Here is a 19693-nt window from a genome sequence, read left to right as displayed (position 1 = left end):
GCACGCCCGGCCGGCCCCGGGAGCGGATCAGGGCAGCAGGGGCCGCAGGTCCGCCGGCACCGGTTCCTGCGGATGGACCTCGAGGAAACGCGCCAGGCTCGCGCGCGCCAGTGCGGTCTCGCCGCGGCCGCTGCGTTCGCGGATGCGCTGCAGCCACTGCGATGGCGGCAGGCGTGCATCGTCGTCGACCACGTTCGCCGCTGCGGTGATCGACAGGTCGCCCGCCTCGGCCGCGACGGCCACCGGCGGGTCGGGAGCGAATCCGCCGCCATGTTCGTCCGGACGGGCGCCCGCCGCCGCGGGCGCCGGCGCGGCACGGACGGAGACCGGTGCCGGCGGGGCGGGCGGCGAGGGTTGCTGGGAGACGGCGGTGGCACGCGGCTCGGCTATCGGTGCGGGCGGCGGCGGCGGCGGCGCCATCGCCTGGCGGGCGGCTTTCTCGGTGCGCTGGGTCGAACGCTGCACGGCGGCAGCCGTGGCCGCCTGGTGCGCACGTGCCCGTTCGGCTTCGCTCGCGGCCAGCGCCTCGGCCTGGCGGCCGGCCTTTTCCTGGCGCTGTGCGGGGCGTTGCATCGCGGCGGCCGTGGCGGCCTGCGTGTCTTCGGAGTGGGCGTCGGCGCCGGCTTCGGCCACTGCCGCAGTGGCCGATGCCTCGGCCTGGCGCCCTGCCTTCTCCTGGCGTTGCGTCGTCCGCGCGCCTGCAGCGGCGACCGCTGCATCGTGTTCCGCAGGGGCAGGGCCGGCTTCGGCGTCGGTTGCCGCCATGGCAGGCGCGGTGGCGGCAGGCGCTGGCGCCCGGGCGACCGGCGCCTGCGCAGCATCGCCGGCTGGCTTCGCCGACGGGGCGGTCGCCGGCGCGATGGCGGGCAGGGGCGGCTCGCGCAACTGCCAGGCGACTCCGACCGCCAGCGTCACCGAGGCCGCCAGTCCCAGCGCCACCGGCCAGCCACGGCGTGGCCGCCGCGCGGCGCCGGACCGGTGCGGCGCGCGGCCGGCGGCCGGCGGCGGCACGCCGAGCGATTCGCGCGCGGCGGCGAGAATGCGCGCGTCCACTGCCGCATCCGGTGCGACGGCATCGTCGCCGGGCAGCAGGCGCGCCAGCGCGCGCTCTTCGTGGTCGAGGGGGTCGTGGCGTGGGTTCATGGATTCAGCCTCGCGCGCAGCTTGTCCAGCGCGTAGCGCAGCCGCGATTTGACGGTTTCCCGGCCGACGCCCGTGATCCGGCCGATCTCTTCCAGGCTCAGCTCCTGTTGCAGGCGCAGGAGCACGGCCTCGCGCTGCTCGTCGGGCAACTCGTCCAGGGCCTGCTGCAACCGCTGCCGCTGCTCGTGCTGCTCGGCCACCGAACCGGGATGCTCGGGGTCGGCCAGGGCGGCGGTGCGCAGTTCGGCGTCCAGTGGTGCCGGCGGACGGTGGCGCTGCGCGCGCCAGTGGTCGTTGAGCCGGTTGTGGGCGATCCGGTAGAGCCAGGTCGCGAACGCGGCCTCCGGCCGCCAGGTGGCACGGGCGGCGATCACACGCTGCCACACGTCCTGGTAGAGCTCCTCGGCCAGCGGCCGGTCGCGAAGCTGGGCCAGCAGGAAGCGGAACAGGGGGCCGCGGTGGCGGCCGTAGAGGACCTCGAACGCCGAGGCGTCGCCGGCTGCCCAGGCGAGCATCAGCGCGTCATCGGTGGTGGCGGCCACGGGCTGTTCCATGGCCGACAGACTACGGGCCGCGGCGGGCGACGCAAGCGGGCGGCGTCGGGTCCGGGTCGGGCGGGCGTGGGCCCGGGCGTGGGGCGGGGTCATGCCTTCGACCAACGTCCGGGCGGACCTGCCGGGGTTATTGGACGCAGGCCGTCGCGCCGCCGCGCTATGCTGGCGCCGTGGGGTGGCCGTCGGGGATGCATGAGTCCAGCAGGCACAGTTGAGAGCGCACCGCAGGCGCCAATCGCGGCAGCCGGTCCGCGCACGCCGCTGGAGCGCGCGGTGGTGGCGCTGCGTGCGCTGCTGCCGGCGACGGCGCAGCTGGCGGTGGGCTGGCGCGACGCCACCCTGGGCAGCCATTTCCTGATGGAGCCGGTGATGCAGGCCGGCCCGGCGCGGCGGCTCGAGCTGGCGCTGGTCGAGGCGGGATCGCTGGGCAACGAGCCGGACACGCTCTCGCTGGCCTGGCACGACGCCGAGGATGCGCGACTGTCGCTGGTGGCGCGGCTCGGCGGTCCCTTCGATCCGGCCGCGCGCGAGGCCTGGCTGGCGACGGCGCGGACGCTGCTGGAATCGGCGCTCGAGGCCACCCGCGCGCAGGCGCGGATGGAAGCGCTGGAGAAGTCGCGGCAGTTGCAGCAGGCGCTGTACGAGATCGCCGAGCTGGCCAGCGCCGAGGTCGAGATGGGCGAGATGCTGCACCGGCTGCACGCCATCATCGGCTCGCTGATGTACGCGCCCAACTGCTACATCGTCACCTACGACGAGGAGCGCGAGTCGCTGCGCTTCATCTACTTCGCCGACGAGGCCGACGACTACCAGCCGGACCCGGACCACGAGTGGACCGAGTCGGACATGCCGCACAGCCTGACCTTCGCCCTGCTGCGCCACGGGCGCGCGCTGCGCGGGCCGTCCAACCTGATCCGGCGGAAGCTGCAGGTCGAGTACAGCGCGATCCAGGGGCCGGACAGCCAGGACTGGCTGGGCGTGCCGATGAAGCGCGGCGAACAGGTCTGCGGCGCGATCGTGGTGCAGAGCTACGACCGCCCGGCCAGTTACACCGACGAGGACCGCGCACTGCTGGGCTACGTGGCGCAGCACGTGCTCACCACGCTGGACCGCCGCCAGGCGCAGGTCGAGCTCGAGCGCCGCGTGCACGAGCGCACGGTCGAGCTGCAGCACGCCAACCGCGAACTGCAGGAGGAGGTGGTCGAGCGGCAGCGCGCCGAGCGCCTGCAGCACGCGCTGTTCCGCATCACCGAGATGGCGATGAGCTCAGAGTCGCTGGAGCAGTACTACGCCAAGGTGCACGCGGCGGTGGACGAGCTCATCTACGCGCGCAACTTCTACATCGCCCTGCTCAGCGACGACCAGCAGTCGATCGAGTTCGTCTACTCGGTCGACGAGAAGGGCGACCACCGGCCCGCACGGCGGCTCAGCAACGGCCTGACCGAGTACGTGCTGCGCATCCGCGAAGCCCTGCTCGCCGACCGCTGCGACATCGACCGCCTCGCCGCCGCCGGCGAGATCCACGAGTACGGGATCCAGGCCTGGAGCTGGCTGGGCGTGCCGCTGCACCGCGACGGCGAGGTGGTCGGGGTCCTGGCAGTGCAGAGCTACACGGCCGACATCCGGTTCAGCGCCGACGACCAGCGCCTGCTGACCTTCGTCGCCCACAACATCAGCAACGGCCTGGCCCGGCAGCGTTCGCAGGAGCGCCTGCGCGCGGCCCACGCCGAGCTGGAGCGGCGCGTCATCGAGCGCACTACCGAGCTGGAGGAGGCCAACGAGCAGCTGGTGGCGCAGATCGGCGAGCGCATGCGCGCGGAGGAGCGGCTGACCCACCAGGCCCTGCACGACACCCTCACCGGGCTGCCCAACCGCGCCTACCTGCTCGACTGCATGGCCAGCGCGATCGAGCGGGCGCAGTTCGGCGATGGCATGCCGTTCGCGGTGCTGTTCCTGGACCTGGACCGCTTCAAGCTGGTCAACGACAGCATCGGCCACGCCGCCGGCGACGAGCTGCTGGTCGAGGTGGCCAAGCGCATTGTTTCCGCGATGCGCGCCGAGGACGTGGTCGCGCGCCTGGGCGGCGACGAGTTCGCGATCCTGGTCAGCTGCCCGGACGGCGGCGACAGCGTGCGCGACCTGGCGCCGCGGCTGCTGGCGCTGATCGGTCGGCCGCTGTGGGTGGCCGGGCGCGAGCTGTTCCCGTCGGCGAGCATGGGCATTGCTCTCTGGCACCCGCGCTACAACACCGGCGAGGAGCTGCTGCGCGACGCGGACGCGGCCATGTACCGGGCCAAGAACGAAGGCCGCGACCGCTACGCGATCTTCGACGAGGACATGCGCGAGCAGGCGGTGCGCAGCCTGGACCTGGAAGCGGACCTGCGCCGGGCGATCATCAGCCGCGACTTCCTGCCGTACTACCAGCCGATCGTGCGCCTGGAGGACGGCGAGGTGATCGGCCACGAGGCGCTGCTGCGCTGGCAGCACGAGCGCCGCGGCCTGCTGGCGCCGGCCGCGTTCATCGCCCTGGGCGAGGAGAGCGGGCTGATCGAGCAGGTCGACTGGCTGCTGTACGAGCAGGTCATCGGCGAGCTGGCCCGCGGCGGCAACGGCTACGTATCGGTGAACGTCTCGCCGCGCCATTTCCGCTCGCCGGATTTCGCCGACCGCCTGCTGGGCCTGCTCGAATCGGCCGATGCCGACCCGGCACGGCTGCGGGTGGAGATCACCGAGGTCGCGCTGCTGGACGACGCGCCGCGCACGCTGCGCATCCTCAACACCCTGCGCGAACACGGCGTGCAGGCGCAGCTGGACGATTTCGGCACCGGTTTCTCGGCGCTGTCCTACCTGCACCGCTTCCCGATCTCCGGACTGAAGATCGACCGCAGTTTCGTGGCCGGGCTGGACGAGGACGGCGGGCGCCAGGAAAGCCTGGCCCTGGTGCGCGCGATCCTGGCCCTGGCCGGGACCCTGGGCATCGAGACGGTGGGCGAGGGCGTGGAGACCGACGCCCAGCGCGACACCTTGCTGGAACTGGGGTGCAATTGCGGGCAGGGCTTCCTGCTCGGGCGCCCGGCGGCCCGACGGCTGTCCTGAGCCGGCGGGCGCCGGCCCGCCGCGGCGTCCGCGCGTGCGGGGGCGGCCGGCCGCCGGCGCGCACACGGTTGGGGCGTCGTTGCCGCGGCCCGTCTAGAATGCGTGCATGCAGCACGACGCCATCACCCGACCCACGCCTCCCGCCTCGGCCGCGCCCTGGCCGCGCCGTCCCACCCGCCAGGTCATGATCGGCGGCGTCGCCGTCGGCGGCGGCGCGCCGGTGGTGGTCCAGTCGATGACCAATACCGACACGGCCGACGTGACCGGGTCGGTCAGGCAGGTCGCCGAGCTGTGGCGGGCCGGTTCGGAGATGGTGCGGCTGACGGTGAACACGCCCGAGGCGGCCGCCGCGATCCCGCGCATCCGCGAGAAGCTGCTGATGATGGGCGTGGACGTGCCCTTGATCGGCGACTTCCACTACAACGGCCACCAGCTGCTGGCCGGCGAGCCGGCGTGTGCCGAGGCGCTGGCCAAGTACCGGATCAATCCCGGCAACGTCGGCTTCGGCAAGAAGAAGGACACCCAGTTCGCCTCGATCATCGAGAAGGCGATCGAGTACGGCAAGCCGGTCCGGATCGGCGCCAACTGGGGCTCGCTGGACCAGGCCCTGGCGGCGCGGCTGATGGACGAGAACCATGCCCGCGCCGAACCGTGGGATGCCGGCCGCGTGCTGCGCGAAGCGCTGATCCTGTCGGCGCTGGAGTCGGCCGACCGCGCCGTGGAACTGGGCCTGCCGGCCGAGCGCATCGTGCTCAGCTGCAAGGTCAGCGGCGTGCAGGAACTGATCGCGGTCTACCGCGACCTGGCCGCGCGCAGCGACTTTGCGCTGCACCTGGGCCTGACCGAGGCCGGCATCGGCAGCAAGGGCATCGTCGCCTCGGCGGCGGCGCTGTCGGTGCTGCTGCAGGAGGGCATCGGCGACACCATCCGCATCTCGCTCACGCCCGAGCCCGGCCAGTCGCGCACCGCCGAGGTGGTGGTGGCGCAGGAACTGCTGCAGACCACCGGGCAGCGCGCGTTCACGCCGATGGTCACCGCCTGCCCGGGCTGTGGCCGTACCACCAGCACGTTCTTCCAGGAACTGGCCAAGACGGTGCAGGAACACGTGCGGGCGAAGATGCCGGAATGGCGCATCTCGCACCCCGGCGCGGAGAACCTGTCGCTGGCGGTGATGGGCTGCGTGGTCAACGGCCCGGGCGAGTCGCGCCACGCCGACATCGGCATCTCCCTGCCGGGCACCGGCGAGGCGCCGTCGGCGCCGGTGTTCATCGACGGCGAAAAGAAGGTCACGCTCAAGGGCGAGAACATCGCCACCGAATTCGTGGCCCTGATCGACGAGTACGTCGAAAGCCGGTATGCCCGGAAAGCCGGCTGAGCCGCTCTCGCGCCTGTCGTCGCTGGCGGCGGTGCTGCGCGGCAACCTGGCCCTGCTGGGGCTGCTGTTCGTCGGCCTGCTGTTGCCGCTGTGGGTGTTCGCCGAACTGGCCGACGAGGTCCACGAGCTGGAGGCGATGGTCCTCGACGATGCGCTGCTGCTGTGGCTCCAGCAACGGGCCGGCCCCCGGCTGGATGCGTTCTTCGTCTTTGTCAGCCGCGTCGGCTATGCCTGGGGCGTGATCCCCGCCGACATCGCGCTGTGCCTGGCGCTGCTGGTGGCGCGGCGCTGGCGCGAGGCCAGCTTCGCGATCGTCGCCCTGGCCGGATCCGGCCTGCTCAACCTGGGGACCAAGGCGTTCTTCCGCCGCGACCGGCCATCGCTGTGGGAATCCATCGCGCCGGAGAGCAGCTTCAGCTTCCCCAGCGGCCATGCGATGGGCTCGATGACCCTGGCCGCGGTCGTCGTCCTGCTGGCCTGGGGCACGCGCTGGCGCTGGCCGGTGCTGGTCCTGGCGCTGGCGTTCACCGGCCTGGTCGGCCTGTCCCGGCTGTACCTGGGCGTGCATTACCCGTCCGACGTGCTCGCCGGCTGGGCGGCGGGACTGGCGTGGACGGCCGGTGTGTACCTGGTGCTGTTCCGCCAGCGGCGGCCGTGGGGCGATGCGTCACGCTGGACGCTGCCGTCGTCCTGAGCGGTGGGGTGCGGCGACCGCGGCCAGCCGACCGCAAGCGCGTCCAGGTGCCGGACCAGCGCATCGGCGATGCGCGCGTGGTCGGCCAGCGAGGGATGCCAGTGGCAGCCGCCCATGTCCAGGCCGGCCACCGGCAGGAAGCTGACCGCCCGCTCTCCGCCCTCGTGCAGGCGGGCGACCACGCGCTCGACCTGTTCGCGGATCTCGCCTTCGGCCCGGTCGGTGGCCCACAGCACGAAGTGCGCGCCGGGGTAGCGCGAGCGCAGGGAACGCACGAAGGCGACATAGGCGCGCTGGTAGTCGGCGTGCAGCGCGGGCCGGTCCGGCCAGCGCTCGCCGGGCCGCAACGGCGTGGAGAAATCGTTGGTGCCCAGGGCGATGACCACCACCTGCGGCTGCCATCCGTCGCCGCCGGTGTCGGCCGTGCCATGGTCCAACAGCCGCCACGGCCAGGCCTGCGGCAGGGTGTCGCCGGGCCCGCCGCCGTAGTTGCGCACGACGCCGCGGCCGGAGATCGCGTTCACCCGGTAGTCGGCGTCGTAGTGCCGTGCGACCCGGGGACCGAAGGCGCGGGTGTTGTCGGTGCTGGCCCATACCTGTGCCTCGCTGCATTCGCGCTGGGTCGACAGGTTGCCGTAGCCCACGGTGTGCGAGTCGCCGATGAATTCGATCCGGCGCGCGCGCGCCGGCACCGGCAGGGCGCGGCTGCCGGGCGGCAGGAAGAAGCCGTCGAAGCGGTTGGGCCCGGCCTGGCTTTCGGTCGCCACCTCGATCCGCACTTCGTGCGGCCCATCGTCGAGTCCGTCGATGCGGTAAGCGCCCGGCTCCGGGCGTTCCAGCGTCGCCACCGGCGCGCCATCGACCCGTAGGTGCAGGATCACCTCGCCCGGGCCGGTGGCGAAATCGAGCCGCCGGCCTTCGAAGCGGGTTTCGAAGTACAACCCGGGCCACTGGTAGGCCAGCATGCCGCCTTCCCTGGCGACGGTGCGGCCGCTGTGTACCGCAGGCGTGGGCGTGGCGCCATCGGGCAGCGCCGCCAGGCGCGCGACCGTGGCGGGCGCGGCCGCGGCCGGCAGGATGCCGGAGGCGGCCAGGAGCAGGAGGAAGGCGTGCGGTCGCATCTGCATGTTCGCGGAAGGGGACCCCGATCTTAGCCAGCCGGCGTGCGGCAGCGGTCCATTGCGGGCAGGAATGAAAAAGCCCCGCCGGAGCGGGGCTTTGGAAATATGGTGGAGCCAGGGAGGATCGAACTCCCGACCTCGTCATTGCGAACGACGCGCTCTCCCAGCTGAGCTATGGCCCCACGGTGCGACAGGACACCTGTGCGAGGCGGGAATTCTAGCCTGCACCGGCCTTGGGTGCCAACAGGGGGGCCAGTGCGGGTTCCAGCTCGTGGCGCCGCCAGCCCTGCAGCGCCGGTGGCCACTGTCCGCCTTCCAGCAGCGCCTCCAGGTAGCGGCGGGAGGCGAGCACGCCATCGGGCAGGCCCAGCTCCGCACTGCGGCGGGCGACGGCATCCTGCAGGCGCTTGATCGCGTTGCGGTCCGCCTCCGGCGCCGGCGCCGGCATCGCCGCCTCGTCGGGCAGCGGGGTGACCAGCGCCTGCCAGATCGCGTCGGCCAGGCGTCGGGGCGATTTCGGGGTGGCGTCCAGCTGGCGCTTCAGGGCGTCGCCGTCGGCGGGCGGGTCGCGCGCCAGCAGGACCGCCAGTTCGTTGTCGAGCACCCAGCTGCGCGGGTGGTCCTGCTCGCGCGCGTAGCGGTCGCGCCAGCGCAGCAGCCGCAGCAGGCGCCGCTGCCCGTCCCCGTCCAGGAACTGCGCGGCGCGCAGCGACAGGTGCGGCCAGGCTTCGCCTTCCTCGCGCGCCGCGTTGGCCAAGGTGCGCTCCATGTCTTCGGCCAGCCATCGGCTGCGGCCGAGCGCGTCCAGGCGCTCGATGGTGGCCGCGTACAGCGCGTCGAGGTGGCGCACGTCGTCGGCAGCGTACTCCAGCTGGGCCGCGCTGAGCGGGCGGCGCAACCAGTCCGAGCGGGTTTCGCCCTTGGGCAGCGTGATGCCGGCCACCTGGCCGACCAGCTTCTGGTAGCCGAGCCCGCTGCCGATGCCGGCCAGCGCGGCGGCGACCTGGGTGTCGTACATCGGCCGTGGCAGGGTGTCGCAGGCGCACTTGAACGCGATGAGGTCCTCGCTGGCACTGTGCATGACCTTGAGCACGCCGGGCGCATCGAGCCAGGCGGCGATGGCGGCGGGCATGTCCGGCACCAGCGGATCGACCAGCAGGATTTCCGCTCCCACCGCCATCTGGACCAGCGCCAGTCGCGGCCAGTAGGTGCGTTCGCGGATGAATTCGGTATCCAGCCCGATGCGGGGCGGGGCGCTTTCCAGCCGGCGCAGGAGCTCGGCGGGCTGGTCGATCCAGAGGGGTTCTGACACGTCGGTTCCGGTTGGCGTTCGTTTGCCTGCGTGGGCTGCGATAGCCTAACGTCAAACCGCCGTCGGCGGCCGGAACGGAAGGGAGGGGCCTTGCGCGCGAGTGGGCAGCTGCTGTTGTGGACGGGCCTGCTGCTGGCGGCCTGCGCCTGCAGTCGCGCGCCCCAGGCAGCCGCTCCGCTGCCCGCCGAGCAGGCGGCGGAGGCGGGCGTGGAGCGCCCGAGCGTCACGGTCAGTGGTGACGAAAGCCTTGCGGTGGTCGGGGTCTGGAGGCCGCCGGCGGTCGCCCTCGGCGAACGCGACCGTCGTCTCTGGCGCGACCAGGCGGCGCAGGCGCTCGAGGACGGGCGCCTGTTCGAGGACGCCGATGCGGCAGTGCCGATCTACCTGGCGCTGCTGCAGGCCGATGCGGACGACCGGGCGGCGCGCCGTGGCCTGGAGCGCGCGCGCGCGCGGGTGCTGGCCGAGGCCGGTGATGCCCTGGCCGGGTCGGCGACCGATCCCCAGGCGCTGGCCCGCAGCGAACAACTGGCCGCGGTGGCACGCGTGCTGGCACCGGAGGATCCGCAGGTGCAGCAACTGCAACGCGACGTCGATGCCGCCCGGCGCCTGTCGGCGCTCGTTCGCGCCGGCGACGAAGACCTGCGCGCCGGCCGCCTGGGCGAACAGGGCAACGGCGCGCTGGCCTATTTCCGCGACGCGCTGGCGCTGCGGCCGAACGATCCGCGGGCGCTGCAGGGACGGGCCGCGGTCGAGAGCGCGGCGATCGGCCGGGCCGAGCAGGCCACGGCAAGCCTGGACTTCGGCGGCGCCGAGCGCTGGCTCGGCCACGCACAGGCGGTGCGCGAGGACGAGGCCGGCGCGGTGGCCGATGCCCGTGCCCGGCTCGAGGCCGCGCGCAATGCGCGCATCCTGGCGCTGCGCGACGCCGCGCTGCATGACCTGGTCCGCGGCGACGGCCTGCGCGACGCGCGTGCGCGCCTGGCCGAGATCCTGCAGATCGCCGCACACGGTGATCCGGTCGCCGCGCAGCTTCGCCAGCGGATCGACCTGGCCACGCATTACGGCGCCTTCCGCCCAGGCCAGGTCTTCACCGACGCCTTGCGCGACGGCAGCCGCGGGCCGCAGATGGTGGTGGTGCCGCACGGTGCGTTCCGGATGGGCGCGCTGGACACCGAGCCCGGCGCCAGCGACGCCGAGCGGCCGGCGCATTACGTGCGCTTCGACCGCGGCTTCTCGATGTCGCTGACCGAGGTGACCGTGGCCGAGTTCGGTCGCTTCGTCGCCCAGGCGGGCGCGCGGCCGCGTGCCACCCGCCGCGGCAACTCGATCGTCTACGACGAGCGCAGCGGCAACTTCGCCCGGCGCAGTGGCGCGGACTGGCGATCAGGCTACGACGGCCGCCCGGCCGACCCGGACGATCCGGTACTGCACGTGAGCGTGCGCGACGCCGAGGCCTATGCGGCGTGGCTGTCGGAGCAGACCGGCCGCCACTACCGCCTGCCCAGCGAGGCGGAGTTCGAATACGCACTGCGTGCCGGCAGCCAGGGCCGCTTCCCCTGGGGGGACGCGGCCGTGCCGCCGGCAGGCTCGGGCAACTTCGCCGGCGGCAACGACGTTTCACCCAGCGGCCGGACCTGGAACAACGCCTTCATCGGCTTCGGTGACGGCTACTGGGGGCCGGCGCCGGTCGGGCGCTTCCAGGCCAATGCATGGGGCCTTCACGACCTGGCCGGCAATGTCAGCGAATGGGTCGCCGACTGCTGGCACGCCAGCTACCGGCGGGCGCCGGCCGATGGTGCGGCCTGGTTCAATCCCGGCTGCCGGTCGCGGGTGATCCGCGGCGGCGTCTGGTCCGGTTCGCCGGAACAGACGCGCTCGGCCTGGCGGGCCTCGATGGACTCGGACATGACCAACGCGCGCATCGGCTTCCGCCTGGTGCGCGGCATCTGACAGAAGGAGTGGAGCGATGCGCAACGATCCGTTCGGCCAGTCCGGAGGCCAGGCGCCGCGCCGCCGTGGCGTCGGCCTGGGCAGCCTGCGCTGGCTGATCCTGCTCGGTTTCCTGGTCTACGGCGGCTGCTATTACTTCACCAACCGCACCGAGGATCCCTACACGGGCGAGACCGTGCTGATCGACGGCTCGATCGGCCCGGACGAGGAGCGGGCGATGGGCCTGCAGGCGTACCAGGAGATCCTCTCGCAGGAGCGGCCGCTGCCGAAGAGCGATCCGACCACGCAGCAGGTTGCCGCGATCGCCCAACGCCTGATCGCCAAGGTGCCGGAGGTTACGGCCGAACTGGCCGCCGAGCACGGCATGGCCGCGCCGGAGCACTGGCGCCAGTTCGAATGGGACGTCAACGTGATCCCGTCCGACCAGGCCAACGCGTTCTGCCTGCCGGGCGGCAAGATGGCGGTCTACACCGGGCTGATCCCGGTGGCGCAGACCGAGGACGCGATGGCGGTGGTGATGGGGCACGAGATCGCCCACGCGCTGTTGCGGCACGGCGCGCAGCGGATGAGCCAGCAGAAGCTGGCGCAGATCGGGCAGATGGCAGGCGCGGCCAGCGGCATGGATCCGCAGCAGCAGCAGATGGTGATGGCGGCGATGGGCTACGGCTACCTGCTGCCGTACGCGCGCACCCACGAGACCCAGGCCGACGAGGTCGGCCTGATGCTGGCGGCGGCGGCGTGCTACGACCCGCAGCAGTCCATCGGCCTGTGGGAGCGCATGAGCCAGTCGTCGGGCGGGGAGGCGCCACCGGAGTTCGCCTCGACCCATCCGAACCCGGGCACGCGGATCCAGACGCTGCAGTCGCTGATGCCCAAGGCCATGGAATACCGCCAGAAGTTCTGCCGGTAAGGCGGGGCTGGTCCCTGCAGGGAAGGATGTAGAGCGGGGCTTGCCCCGCTGCACGGGCGTCGGGCGCCGGTCGCCTGGCTTAGCCGCAGGGCAGCGGGGCAAGCCCCGCTCTACGCGGCCCGGGTCCGATCCGGGCCCTCGTGGCGCGCGAGGGAAGCGCGGCAGGCCGCGCCTGGCGGACTTCAGCGCCGGGGCTTGCCGCTGGTGCCGCTGCCGCGCTCCGGTTCGCCGCGCGTTCCGGCGCCGGTGCCGGTGGGCCGGCCCAGGTTGCCCGCCAGGCCGCGCTGGAATTCCTGCCACAGTTCCAGGTTGCGCTCGGTGAGCTGGTTCATCGCCGTCCACGGCGTCTGCCCGAGCAGGTTGCCCATCTGCTGGCGGAAGGTCTGCTGCTGCTCGAGGAACAGCGTCATGCTGCGCTCGAGGTAGTTGCCCATGAAGCCCTGCAGCGAGTCGCCATAGAAGCGGATGATCTGGCTCAGCAGCTGGGTAGACAGCATCGGTTCGCCGTCCTGCTCCTGCTCGGCGATGATCTGCAGCAGTACTGAACGGGTCAGGTCCTCGCCGCTCTTGGCGTCGCGGACCTCGAACGATTCGCCGTCGAGGATGAGCTGGCGCACGTCCTCGATGGTGATGTAGCTGGAAATCTCGGTGTCGTAGAGCCGGCGGTTCGGGTACTTCTTGATGATGCGGGTGGCGGCCATCGGGCGCTCGCGGACTGGACTTCAAGAGGGGCCGAGCATGGCGCACCGCAGCAGCGCATGCAACTGCCGCAGGTCCGGCTTGACCCTCACCAGCCCATGTGGTGGCCGCCGTTGATGTCGAGGTTGGAGCCGGTGATCCACGCGGCCTGGTCGTCGACCAGGAACCCGACCGCATAGGCGATCTCCTCGGGCTTGCCCAGGCGCCCGGTCGGGATGTCGGCGGCGATCTTGGCGCGCACCTCTTCCGGGACGGCCATGACCATGTCGGTGGCCACGTAGCCGGGCGAGACCGTATTGACGGTGATGCCCAGCTTGGCGTTCTCGCGCGCCAGCGAAATGGTGAAGCCGTGCATGCCGGCCTTGGCCGCGGCGTAGTTGGCCTGGCCGTACTGGCCCTTGAGGCCGTTGATCGAGCTGATCTGGATGATCCGCCCCCACTTGCGCTCGCGCATGCCCTCGATCACCGGGCGGGTGACGTTGAACACAGAATTGAGGTTGGTGTTGATGACGTCGTTCCACTGCTGCGCCGTCATCTTGTGGAAGGTGCCATCGCGGGTGATGCCGGCGTTGTTGACCAGGATCTCCACCGGGCCGAGTGTCTTTTCCACTTCGGCGACCATCGCCTGGGCTTCGTCCGGCGAGGTCACGTCCCCCTTGACCAGGGCGATGTCGTAGCCGTCGGCCTTCATCTGCGCCTGCCAGGCCTTGGCCTTCTCTTCGTTGCGGTAGTTGGTGGCCACGCGGTGGCCCATGTCGGCCAGCTTCTTGCAGATGGCCGTACCGATGCCGCCGGTGCCGCCGGTGACGAACGCGACGCGACTGTTCATTGGACCCCTCCCGGAGGCTCTTGATGGCTATTCAGGCTGTTCCATCGCAGTTGTAGTGGTGGCCTGATGAAAGTGCAAGCGCGGCGTCAGGTGTATCGGATCGAAGGCGTGGCGCGCGCACCGCAGCAGTGCATCGCGGCCGGCGATGCCCCGCAACGGTGCCGGATCCTGGCCCAGCAGCGACCAGGCCAGGCGCAGCGCCGGCAGCGGGTCGCCGGCGTCCACGGGCATCGCGGCGCTGGACTTGGACAGCTTGTGTCCGTGCGCGTCCACCACCAGTGGCAGGTGCAGGTAGCGCGGGGTCGGCAGGCCGAGCGCGCGCTGCAGCAGGATCTGGCGCGGCGTGGAATCGAGCAGGTCGGCGCCGCGGACCACGTCGGTGATGCCCTGCTCGGCGTCGTCGACCACCACCGCCAGCTGGTAGGCCCAGCAGCCGTCGGCGCGCAGCAGCACGAAGTCGCCGACCTCGCTGGCGACGTCCTGCCGCACCGGTCCCTGCAGGGCATCGTCGAAGGCGACCACGCTGCCGTCGGCCACCCGCAGCCGGAAGGCGGGGCGCGGCCGCGCCGCGGTGGCGACGCAGTGGCGATGGATGCCGCCCTGGGCGGCCAGTTCGCTGCGGCTGCAGGAACAGGCGAACGCCCGTCCCCCGGCGAGCAGGCGGTCCAGCGCCGCGCGATACAGCGCATGGCGTTCGCTCTGCCAGGCCACCGGCAGGTCCGGTTCCAGCCCGAAGGCGGCCAGGGTGTCCAGCTGCGCCTGCGCCGCACCGGCGACCTCGCGCGGCGGGTCCAGGTCCTCGATCCGCACCTGCCACTGGCCGCCGGCATGCCGGGCCAGCAGCCAGCTGCCGAACGCCGCCAGCAGCGAGCCGAAATGCAACGGCCCGGTGGGCGAAGGGGCGAATCGCCCTCGGTAGCCCGTGCCGGCGGGCGTGTCGGGCGAACCGCTGCGCGGCGGGCGGGGTGGGGTGGGCGCGTCCTGCATCCGGGCCATGGTCGCGGCGGCGATGGCTTGATTTCAAGCCGGCCCGCTCCCATAACTCCGGCGACAAGCCAACCCCCCGGAGAATTGCCGTGTTCAGCCGTATCGCCCTGTTCCTCGCCACCAACCTGGCCGTGCTGTTCCTGGCCGGCATCATCATGTCCTTCCTGGGCGTGAACCCGAACCAGATGGGTGGGCTGCTGGTGATGGCCGCGCTGTTCGGCTTCGGCGGCTCGCTGGTCTCGCTGCTGATGTCCAAGTGGCTGGCCAAGCGCGCCACCGGCGCGCACGTCATCACCGAGCCGCGCAACGAGACCGAGCGCTGGCTGGTGGCCACCGTGCAGCGGCAGGCGCAGGCCGCGGGCATCGGCATGCCGGAGGTCGCCGTCTATGACGCGCCGGAGATCAACGCGTTCGCCACCGGCGCCAACCGCAACAACGCCCTGGTGGCCGTCTCCACCGGGCTGCTGCGGCAGATGGAGGCCGACGAGGCCGAGGCGGTGCTGGGCCACGAGGTCGCGCACGTGGCCAACGGCGACATGGTGACCATGGCCCTGCTGCAGGGCGTGCTCAACACCTTCGTGATCGTGCTGGCGCGCGTGGTCGGCGGCATCGTCGACAGTTTCCTGTCGGGCAACCGGGAAGGCGAGGGTCGCGGCCTGGCCTACTTCGCCATCGTGATGGTGCTGGAGATGGTGTTCGGCCTGTTCGCGACCATGATCGCGATGTGGTTCTCGCGTCGCCGCGAATTCCGGGCCGATGCCGGTGGTGCGCAGCTGGCCGGCCGGCAGAAGATGATCGCCGCGCTCGAGCGACTGTCGCAGAACCACGGCCAGAGCACCTTGCCGGCCCAGGTGGAGGCCTTCGGCATCGCCGGTGGCGTGGGCCAGGGCCTGCGCAAGCTGTTCATGAGCCACCCGCCGCTGGCCGAGCGGATCGCCGCGCTGCGCGCCTCGACCGCCGCCTGATTCCACCGGCGGCACGCCGGGGCCACGACGCCCGCCCGCGCATCCCGGGCGGGCCTCTGCGCATGCGGGCGCCGTCAGCGCGCCTGGCGGAGGCGCTCAGTCCGCGAGACCGTTCTCGACCCGGGTGCAGGCGCGGGGCGGCGTGCCGGAGAGCGTGAGCGTGGCGGTATCGCCCTTGTCCCAGAACTCGTTGCCATTGGCGTCGGCATAGCGGGCGCCGGACGCCGCTTCGCGCCGTGGCAGCGCCAGCTGGCCGCGCTCGTGGACCAGGCTGAGGCTTTGCGAGGCGGCATCCAGGCGCACGGCGATCCGCTGGTCGGCGCACTTCCATTGCGCCTGCGCCGGGGTCGCCGGACCGCCCGGCGGCAGCAGTGGCGGCGAAGACGCAGGCAGGGCGGCCTCGGTCGCCGGCGAGGCCGGCGCTGGCCGCATCACCGCGGTATCGGCTGGCGGCGGATCGGTCGCGGGTCCGGGTGCGGCCTGGTCGTCGCGGCCGCAGGCGCTCGCCGCCACCGCCAGGCATGCCACTGCCGCCAGGCGCCACGGTGCGCATGCGCGCACCGCGCGACGATCGTCCCTGCCGCTCGGCGCCGCAGGCCTCATGCCGAGGCCGCCTGGCCGGCGTGGCGCCCTTCGGCGATTTCCTCCACCAGCTTGGCGCAGAAGGCCGGCAGGTCCTTAGGCGTGCGGCTGGTGACCAGGCCCTGGTCGACCACCACTTCGCGGTCGACCCAGCGGGCGCCCGCATTCTCCAGGTCGCGATGGATGTTGGGCACGGAGGTCAGCTCGCGCGAGTCGATGACGTCCGCATCCACCAGCACCCACGGCCCATGGCAGATCGCGCCGACCGGCTTGCCGGCCTCGAAGAAGGCGCGGGTGAAGCGGATCGAATCGGCGTCGTGGCGCAGCGCATCGGGATTGAACAGGCCGCCGGGGATCACCAGCGCGTCGTAGTCGGCCGCGCTCGCCTCGGCGACATCGCGGTCGACCGGCACGCTCTGGCCGCGGTCGAAGTGGCGGAAGCCCTGGATGCTGCCGCTCTCGGGCGAGACGACGTCCACTTCCGCGCCATGGTCGCGCAATGCACGCATCGGTTCGAGCAGTTCGGATTCCTCGAAGCCGTTGCTGGCGAGGATGGCGACGCGCTTGCCGGTCAGGTGACTCATCGGATACCTCCATGTTGGGTTGGCCACGCCAGCATGGCCTCGCCCGCTCCTGCCCGGCGCGAAGGCGATGTATGCAAAGCATTAAACCGACGACGGGTGCACGCGCCTGCCCGGGTCAGTGCGTGGCCGGATCGTCGATGCGGAAGCGGACCCGCAGGCCGCGGTGGTCGGACGCCCACGTGCCTGCGGCATCGGGCGTGGTGAACAGCAACTCGGCCTTCAGCGGGTGCAGTAGTCCGCGCTGGAGGAAGACGTGGTCGATCCGGGCCGGGCTGGCGAAGTAGGCCGGATTGAGCGTGCTCGCCGCTTCCTCGTCGACGTCGGGATGCAGCGCGGCCCAGGCGTCGTCCCAGCCTTCGCGAAGCGCGGCCAGTTCGGGGGCGCCTGGCTCGGCGTTGAAGTCGCCGGCGATCGCCGAAGCGATGCCGTCGGACGTGGCCTCGACATACGCCATCAGGTCGGCGAGCTGCCCGGCGCGGATGGCGCCGCCGTCGGGTGCCGAGTGGAGATGGGTGAAGTAGAGGTTCAGCGGCCGGCCGTCGACCAGCACCCGGGCCATGCCGGCGGTGCGGTGGTCGTCGAGCGGATGCAGCAGGGTCTCGCCCTGCTCGATCAGCGGCTGGCGGCTCAGCAGCGCGTTGCCGTAGCGACGGGCGTGGCTGGGGGGATCGGTGGTGACGAAGTGCCAGTGGTAACCCAGTTCCCGCGCCAGCCAGGTGGCCTGGTTGGGCAGGCCCTCGTGCTGCAGCACCTCCTGCAGCACGATCGCGTCCGGTTCCAGCGCACGCAGGGTGTTCACGATCTGCACGCGGCGCTTCGGCCAGTCGTCGCGGTCGTGGTACAGGTTGAGCGTGACCAGGGTGAATTCAGGCGCGGCGGCGCGCGCCTCGCCTCCTGCCTTGGCTGCGGCCCCCGCCAGCGCCGGCAGCAGCACGGCGCAGAGCAGCAGTCGTACGGCGAGGCGGGGCGGGAGGCTCATGTCAGGCTCGCGGGTCGTTCGGAATCAGGTGCCCGGCGGCGGCTGGTCCAGGCGCAGAACCGGATACAGGCCGTAGCGCTCGTCCCAGGACGCATGGCGGCGGTAGAAGAAGTCCAGGCGCGCGGCGGGATCGCCGGCGAAGGCCGGATCGGCCGCCACGCGGCGCTCGAACTCGGCGCGAAGCGCAGGATCGGCCGCCAGCATCCGCCGCGCCACGTCCTCGGCCACGTAGTCTTCCATGTATTCCTTGCGCTCGAAGGCGAGGTTGAAGCGGCCCCACGCGGCCAGTGAGTCGGGCGCCTGCGGCTCGAGCAGCGCCAGCACCAGGCGCGAAAGCGGCTGCGCGACCGGCACGAACAGCGCGCCGGTGCCGACGTCGCGTGGCTCGCGCTTCCAGGCGCCTTCGAGCGCCAGGCGCTGGCGGCCCTCGGTGGAGGTCGCATCGGTCCTGGCGCGGTCGGCCCGGAACGCCTGTACCGGCGCCTGCGGCCAGTCCGCGGCGAGCCGCTGGAAGGCGACGCCGTGCGCCTCCAGCGACGGCTGCACGAACTCCGCCCAGGCCGGCGGCACCAGGTAGCCGGCCGCCGGTGCGACGGCGGTCAGGACGGGAACGGCCTGGTCGCGCAACGGCACCTGCCAGACCTGCGGCCGGGTTTCGTCGTAGCGGGTCATCAGTGCGCCGGACACGTCCGAGGGCGTGCGGGTGTAGGCGTAGCCGCGGAAATCGACCGTGCGCGAATCCTGCGTCGCCTTCCATGCCAGTGGTTCCTCCTGGCCACCCAGCCGCGTGGCGCGCGCATCGGCGTCCAATGCCGTGTGCCGCCACTGCGCGCCGTGCCGCGCCATCTGCCCCAGCACCGAGACGATCGCGTTGCGCGTGGTCCGTACGCGCTCGGGGTAGGGCTTCCAGGAGTGCGTCTCCACCAGCATGCCGAGCCGGTTGCGCAGCAGGAAATAGCCATGCGAGAAGCGCGGCGGCGCCACGCCGTCCTCGAAGCCGGAGGCGGGGTCGTCCTGGATCACGAACGAGGGATAGAACGGGAGGGGCAGGGAGCCGTGGCGCCGGGCGTCGTCGATCACCGCGTCGCGCCACTGCCGGCCGATGGCGCGAAGCGCCGGATCGCCGGCATGCAGGGGCTCTACCTGGAACGAGATGTCGTGCTCGAACTGGGCGCCGTTGGTGGCGTGCAGGTCGACCATCGCCAGCGGATCCCACTCCTGCACCAGGCGCAGCATCGCGCGCATCTCCGGCGCGTCGGCCTTGAGGTAGTCGCGGTTGAGGTTCAGGTTCTGCGCGGTGGTGCGCCAGCCCATCTCCACCGGGCCACGCTGGTTGGGGCGGTTCCAGGCGCCGAAGCGCTCGTGGCCGTCGACGTTGAACACCGGCACGAACAGCCACACCACCTTGTCCAGCGCGCCGGGCGCGGCCTGGCCCTCGAGCACCTGGCGCAGGGCCAGGAAGCCGGCGTCCTTGCCGTCGATCTCGCCGGCGTGGATGCCGCCCTGGACCAGTACCACCGGCAGCCCGCGGCGGCGGGCCTCGGCCGCGTCGAACGCACCGGTCGCGGTCACCACCAGCAGCTGCATCGGCCGGCCCTCGGGGGTGGTACCGAAGCTGCGCGCGGCGACACGGTCCGGATAACGCGCCTGGAACGCGGCGGCCAGCGTGGCGACCTCCTCGTAGCGTCCGGTGTGCTGGAAGCCGCTGCGCTCGGCCACGGTCGTCAGCGGCTCGGCAGGCGCGGCCGCAAGCGCCGGGGCGGGGGCCGCGGCCCTGGAGGCCCACGCGGCGAGCAGGGCGGCCGAGCAGGCCAGCGCACGGGTCGGGGAGGGGCTCGACGGGCGGTAGCGGCGGGACATCGGGGATTCCGGCGGGGGGTGGCCCATGATGCCAGCGTGGCGCACCGCAGGCA

Annotated in this window: 16 protein-coding genes, 1 tRNA gene and 1 pseudogene; 6 read left to right on the top strand and 12 right to left on the bottom strand. The window is 72.3% G+C overall.

The features are described 5' to 3' along the window. Window positions 1-27: 27 nt before the first annotated feature. Together CSC66_RS01865 and CSC66_RS01860 are read right to left on the bottom strand one after the other, a co-directional pair. A complete protein-coding gene (locus CSC66_RS01865; protein WP_162375649.1) occupies window positions 28-1143 on the bottom strand; it encodes a hypothetical protein in 1116 nt (371 codons plus the stop codon). After that, window positions 1140-1697: an RNA polymerase sigma factor gene (locus CSC66_RS01860; protein ID WP_162375647.1), complete on the bottom strand. Its 558-nt coding sequence runs from the start codon at window positions 1695-1697 to the stop codon at window positions 1140-1142. The genes CSC66_RS01865 and CSC66_RS01860 overlap by 4 nt, the downstream gene beginning before the upstream one ends. Before the next feature lie 192 nt (window positions 1698-1889). Between CSC66_RS01860 and CSC66_RS01855 the strand changes: the two genes are divergently transcribed. From CSC66_RS01855 to CSC66_RS17535, 3 genes are all read left to right on the top strand, one after another. After that, window positions 1890-4793 (top strand): bifunctional diguanylate cyclase/phosphodiesterase, encoded by a 2904-nt coding sequence (locus CSC66_RS01855; RefSeq protein WP_162375645.1) that lies wholly within the window; start codon window positions 1890-1892, stop codon window positions 4791-4793. A gap of 106 nt (window positions 4794-4899) precedes the next feature. Then, on the top strand, window positions 4900-6168 hold the full coding sequence (ispG, locus tag CSC66_RS01850; RefSeq protein ID WP_162375644.1) for a flavodoxin-dependent (E)-4-hydroxy-3-methylbut-2-enyl-diphosphate synthase: 1269 nt from the start codon (window positions 4900-4902) through the stop codon (window positions 6166-6168). After that, window positions 6149-6862, top strand: a complete 714-nt coding sequence (locus CSC66_RS17535) for a phosphatase PAP2 family protein (protein ID WP_162375642.1) — start codon at window positions 6149-6151, stop codon at window positions 6860-6862. The genes ispG and CSC66_RS17535 overlap by 20 nt, the downstream gene beginning before the upstream one ends. A gap of 71 nt (window positions 6863-6933) precedes the next feature. Here CSC66_RS17535 and CSC66_RS01840 read toward each other — a convergent pair. The 3 genes and pseudogenes from CSC66_RS01840 to rnd all read right to left on the bottom strand — a co-directional run. After that, window positions 6934-7983, bottom strand: a pseudogene (locus CSC66_RS01840) (SGNH/GDSL hydrolase family protein); the annotation flags it as partial. 106 nt (window positions 7984-8089) lie between these two features. Then, window positions 8090-8165: transfer RNA gene (locus tag CSC66_RS01835), tRNA-Ala, on the bottom strand. A gap of 35 nt (window positions 8166-8200) precedes the next feature. Next, entirely contained in the window at window positions 8201-9295 is a 1095-nt protein-coding gene (gene rnd / locus CSC66_RS01830) for a ribonuclease D (RefSeq protein ID WP_162375638.1), read from the bottom strand. Window positions 9296-9385: 90 nt separating this feature from the next. Here rnd and CSC66_RS01825 point away from each other — a divergent pair, with 90 nt between their 5' ends. Then, on the top strand, window positions 9386-11245 hold the full coding sequence (locus CSC66_RS01825) for a formylglycine-generating enzyme family protein (protein ID WP_238394208.1): 1860 nt from the start codon (window positions 9386-9388) through the stop codon (window positions 11243-11245). A 16-nt stretch (window positions 11246-11261) separates the two neighbouring features. After that, complete coding sequence (locus tag CSC66_RS01820; RefSeq protein ID WP_162375636.1) at window positions 11262-12155, top strand: M48 family metallopeptidase; 894 nt, start codon at window positions 11262-11264, stop codon at window positions 12153-12155. Between the two features lie 182 nt (window positions 12156-12337). Here CSC66_RS01820 and phaR read toward each other — a convergent pair whose 3' ends face one another. From phaR to gluQRS, 3 genes are all read right to left on the bottom strand, one after another. Continuing rightward, window positions 12338-12856 carry a polyhydroxyalkanoate synthesis repressor PhaR gene (phaR, locus tag CSC66_RS01815; protein WP_162375634.1) on the bottom strand — a complete coding sequence of 173 codons (519 nt, stop codon included), beginning with the start codon at window positions 12854-12856 and terminating at the stop codon, window positions 12338-12340. A gap of 86 nt (window positions 12857-12942) precedes the next feature. After that, window positions 12943-13683 carry a beta-ketoacyl-ACP reductase gene (gene phbB / locus CSC66_RS01810; RefSeq protein ID WP_162375632.1) on the bottom strand — a complete coding sequence of 247 codons (741 nt, stop codon included), beginning with the start codon at window positions 13681-13683 and terminating at the stop codon, window positions 12943-12945. A gap of 27 nt (window positions 13684-13710) precedes the next feature. After that, on the bottom strand, window positions 13711-14679 hold the full coding sequence (gene gluQRS, locus CSC66_RS01805) for a tRNA glutamyl-Q(34) synthetase GluQRS (protein ID WP_379655837.1): 969 nt from the start codon (window positions 14677-14679) through the stop codon (window positions 13711-13713). 80 nt (window positions 14680-14759) lie between these two features. Between gluQRS and htpX the strand changes: the two genes are divergently transcribed. Next, entirely contained in the window at window positions 14760-15635 is an 876-nt protein-coding gene (gene htpX, locus CSC66_RS01800) for a protease HtpX (protein ID WP_162375630.1), read from the top strand. A 96-nt stretch (window positions 15636-15731) separates the two neighbouring features. Here htpX and CSC66_RS01795 read toward each other — a convergent pair whose 3' ends face one another. The 4 genes from CSC66_RS01795 to CSC66_RS01780 form a co-directional block, all read right to left on the bottom strand. Continuing rightward, window positions 15732-16196 carry an MliC family protein gene (locus CSC66_RS01795; RefSeq protein WP_162375629.1) on the bottom strand — a complete coding sequence of 155 codons (465 nt, stop codon included), beginning with the start codon at window positions 16194-16196 and terminating at the stop codon, window positions 15732-15734. Between the two features lie 38 nt (window positions 16197-16234). Next, the gene (locus CSC66_RS01790; protein ID WP_162375627.1) at window positions 16235-16801 is read right to left on the bottom strand and encodes a type 1 glutamine amidotransferase domain-containing protein; all 567 of its coding nucleotides are present in this window, start codon (window positions 16799-16801) and stop codon (window positions 16235-16237) included. Window positions 16802-16916: 115 nt separating this feature from the next. Then, a complete protein-coding gene (locus tag CSC66_RS01785) occupies window positions 16917-17780 on the bottom strand; it encodes an endonuclease/exonuclease/phosphatase family protein (protein ID WP_162375626.1) in 864 nt (287 codons plus the stop codon). A gap of 24 nt (window positions 17781-17804) precedes the next feature. Then, window positions 17805-19640, bottom strand: a complete 1836-nt coding sequence (locus CSC66_RS01780) for a M14 family metallopeptidase (protein WP_162375624.1) — start codon at window positions 19638-19640, stop codon at window positions 17805-17807. Window positions 19641-19693: the final 53 nt, after the last annotated feature.

It is taken from the genome of Pseudoxanthomonas kaohsiungensis, from assembly GCF_010211765.1.
Lineage (GTDB): Bacteria > Pseudomonadota > Gammaproteobacteria > Xanthomonadales > Xanthomonadaceae > Pseudoxanthomonas > Pseudoxanthomonas kaohsiungensis.
This window is presented reverse-complemented; position numbering and strand designations above follow the sequence as displayed.

What these genes read in the sequence shown, in the direction of transcription:
- CSC66_RS01780 (WP_162375624.1), bottom strand. Translation starts at nt 19,640, where the DNA reads ATGTCCCGCCGCTACCGCCCGTCGAGCCCCTCCCCGACCCGTGCGCTG.
- gluQRS (WP_379655837.1), bottom strand. Translation starts at nt 14,679, where the DNA reads ATGGCCCGGATGCAGGACGCGCCCACCCCACCCCGCCCGCCGCGCAGC.
- ispG (WP_162375644.1), top strand. Translation starts at nt 4,900, where the DNA reads ATGCAGCACGACGCCATCACCCGACCCACGCCTCCCGCCTCGGCCGCG.
- CSC66_RS01865 (WP_162375649.1), bottom strand. Translation starts at nt 1,143, where the DNA reads ATGAACCCACGCCACGACCCCCTCGACCACGAAGAGCGCGCGCTGGCG.
- phaR (WP_162375634.1), bottom strand. Translation starts at nt 12,856, where the DNA reads ATGGCCGCCACCCGCATCATCAAGAAGTACCCGAACCGCCGGCTCTAC.
- CSC66_RS17535 (WP_162375642.1), top strand. Translation starts at nt 6,149, where the DNA reads ATGCCCGGAAAGCCGGCTGAGCCGCTCTCGCGCCTGTCGTCGCTGGCG.
- CSC66_RS01785 (WP_162375626.1), bottom strand. Translation starts at nt 17,780, where the DNA reads ATGAGCCTCCCGCCCCGCCTCGCCGTACGACTGCTGCTCTGCGCCGTG.
- phbB (WP_162375632.1), bottom strand. Translation starts at nt 13,683, where the DNA reads ATGAACAGTCGCGTCGCGTTCGTCACCGGCGGCACCGGCGGCATCGGT.
- CSC66_RS01860 (WP_162375647.1), bottom strand. Translation starts at nt 1,697, where the DNA reads ATGGAACAGCCCGTGGCCGCCACCACCGATGACGCGCTGATGCTCGCC.
- CSC66_RS01855 (WP_162375645.1), top strand. Translation starts at nt 1,890, where the DNA reads ATGAGTCCAGCAGGCACAGTTGAGAGCGCACCGCAGGCGCCAATCGCG.
- CSC66_RS01790 (WP_162375627.1), bottom strand. Translation starts at nt 16,801, where the DNA reads ATGAGTCACCTGACCGGCAAGCGCGTCGCCATCCTCGCCAGCAACGGC.
- CSC66_RS01820 (WP_162375636.1), top strand. Translation starts at nt 11,262, where the DNA reads ATGCGCAACGATCCGTTCGGCCAGTCCGGAGGCCAGGCGCCGCGCCGC.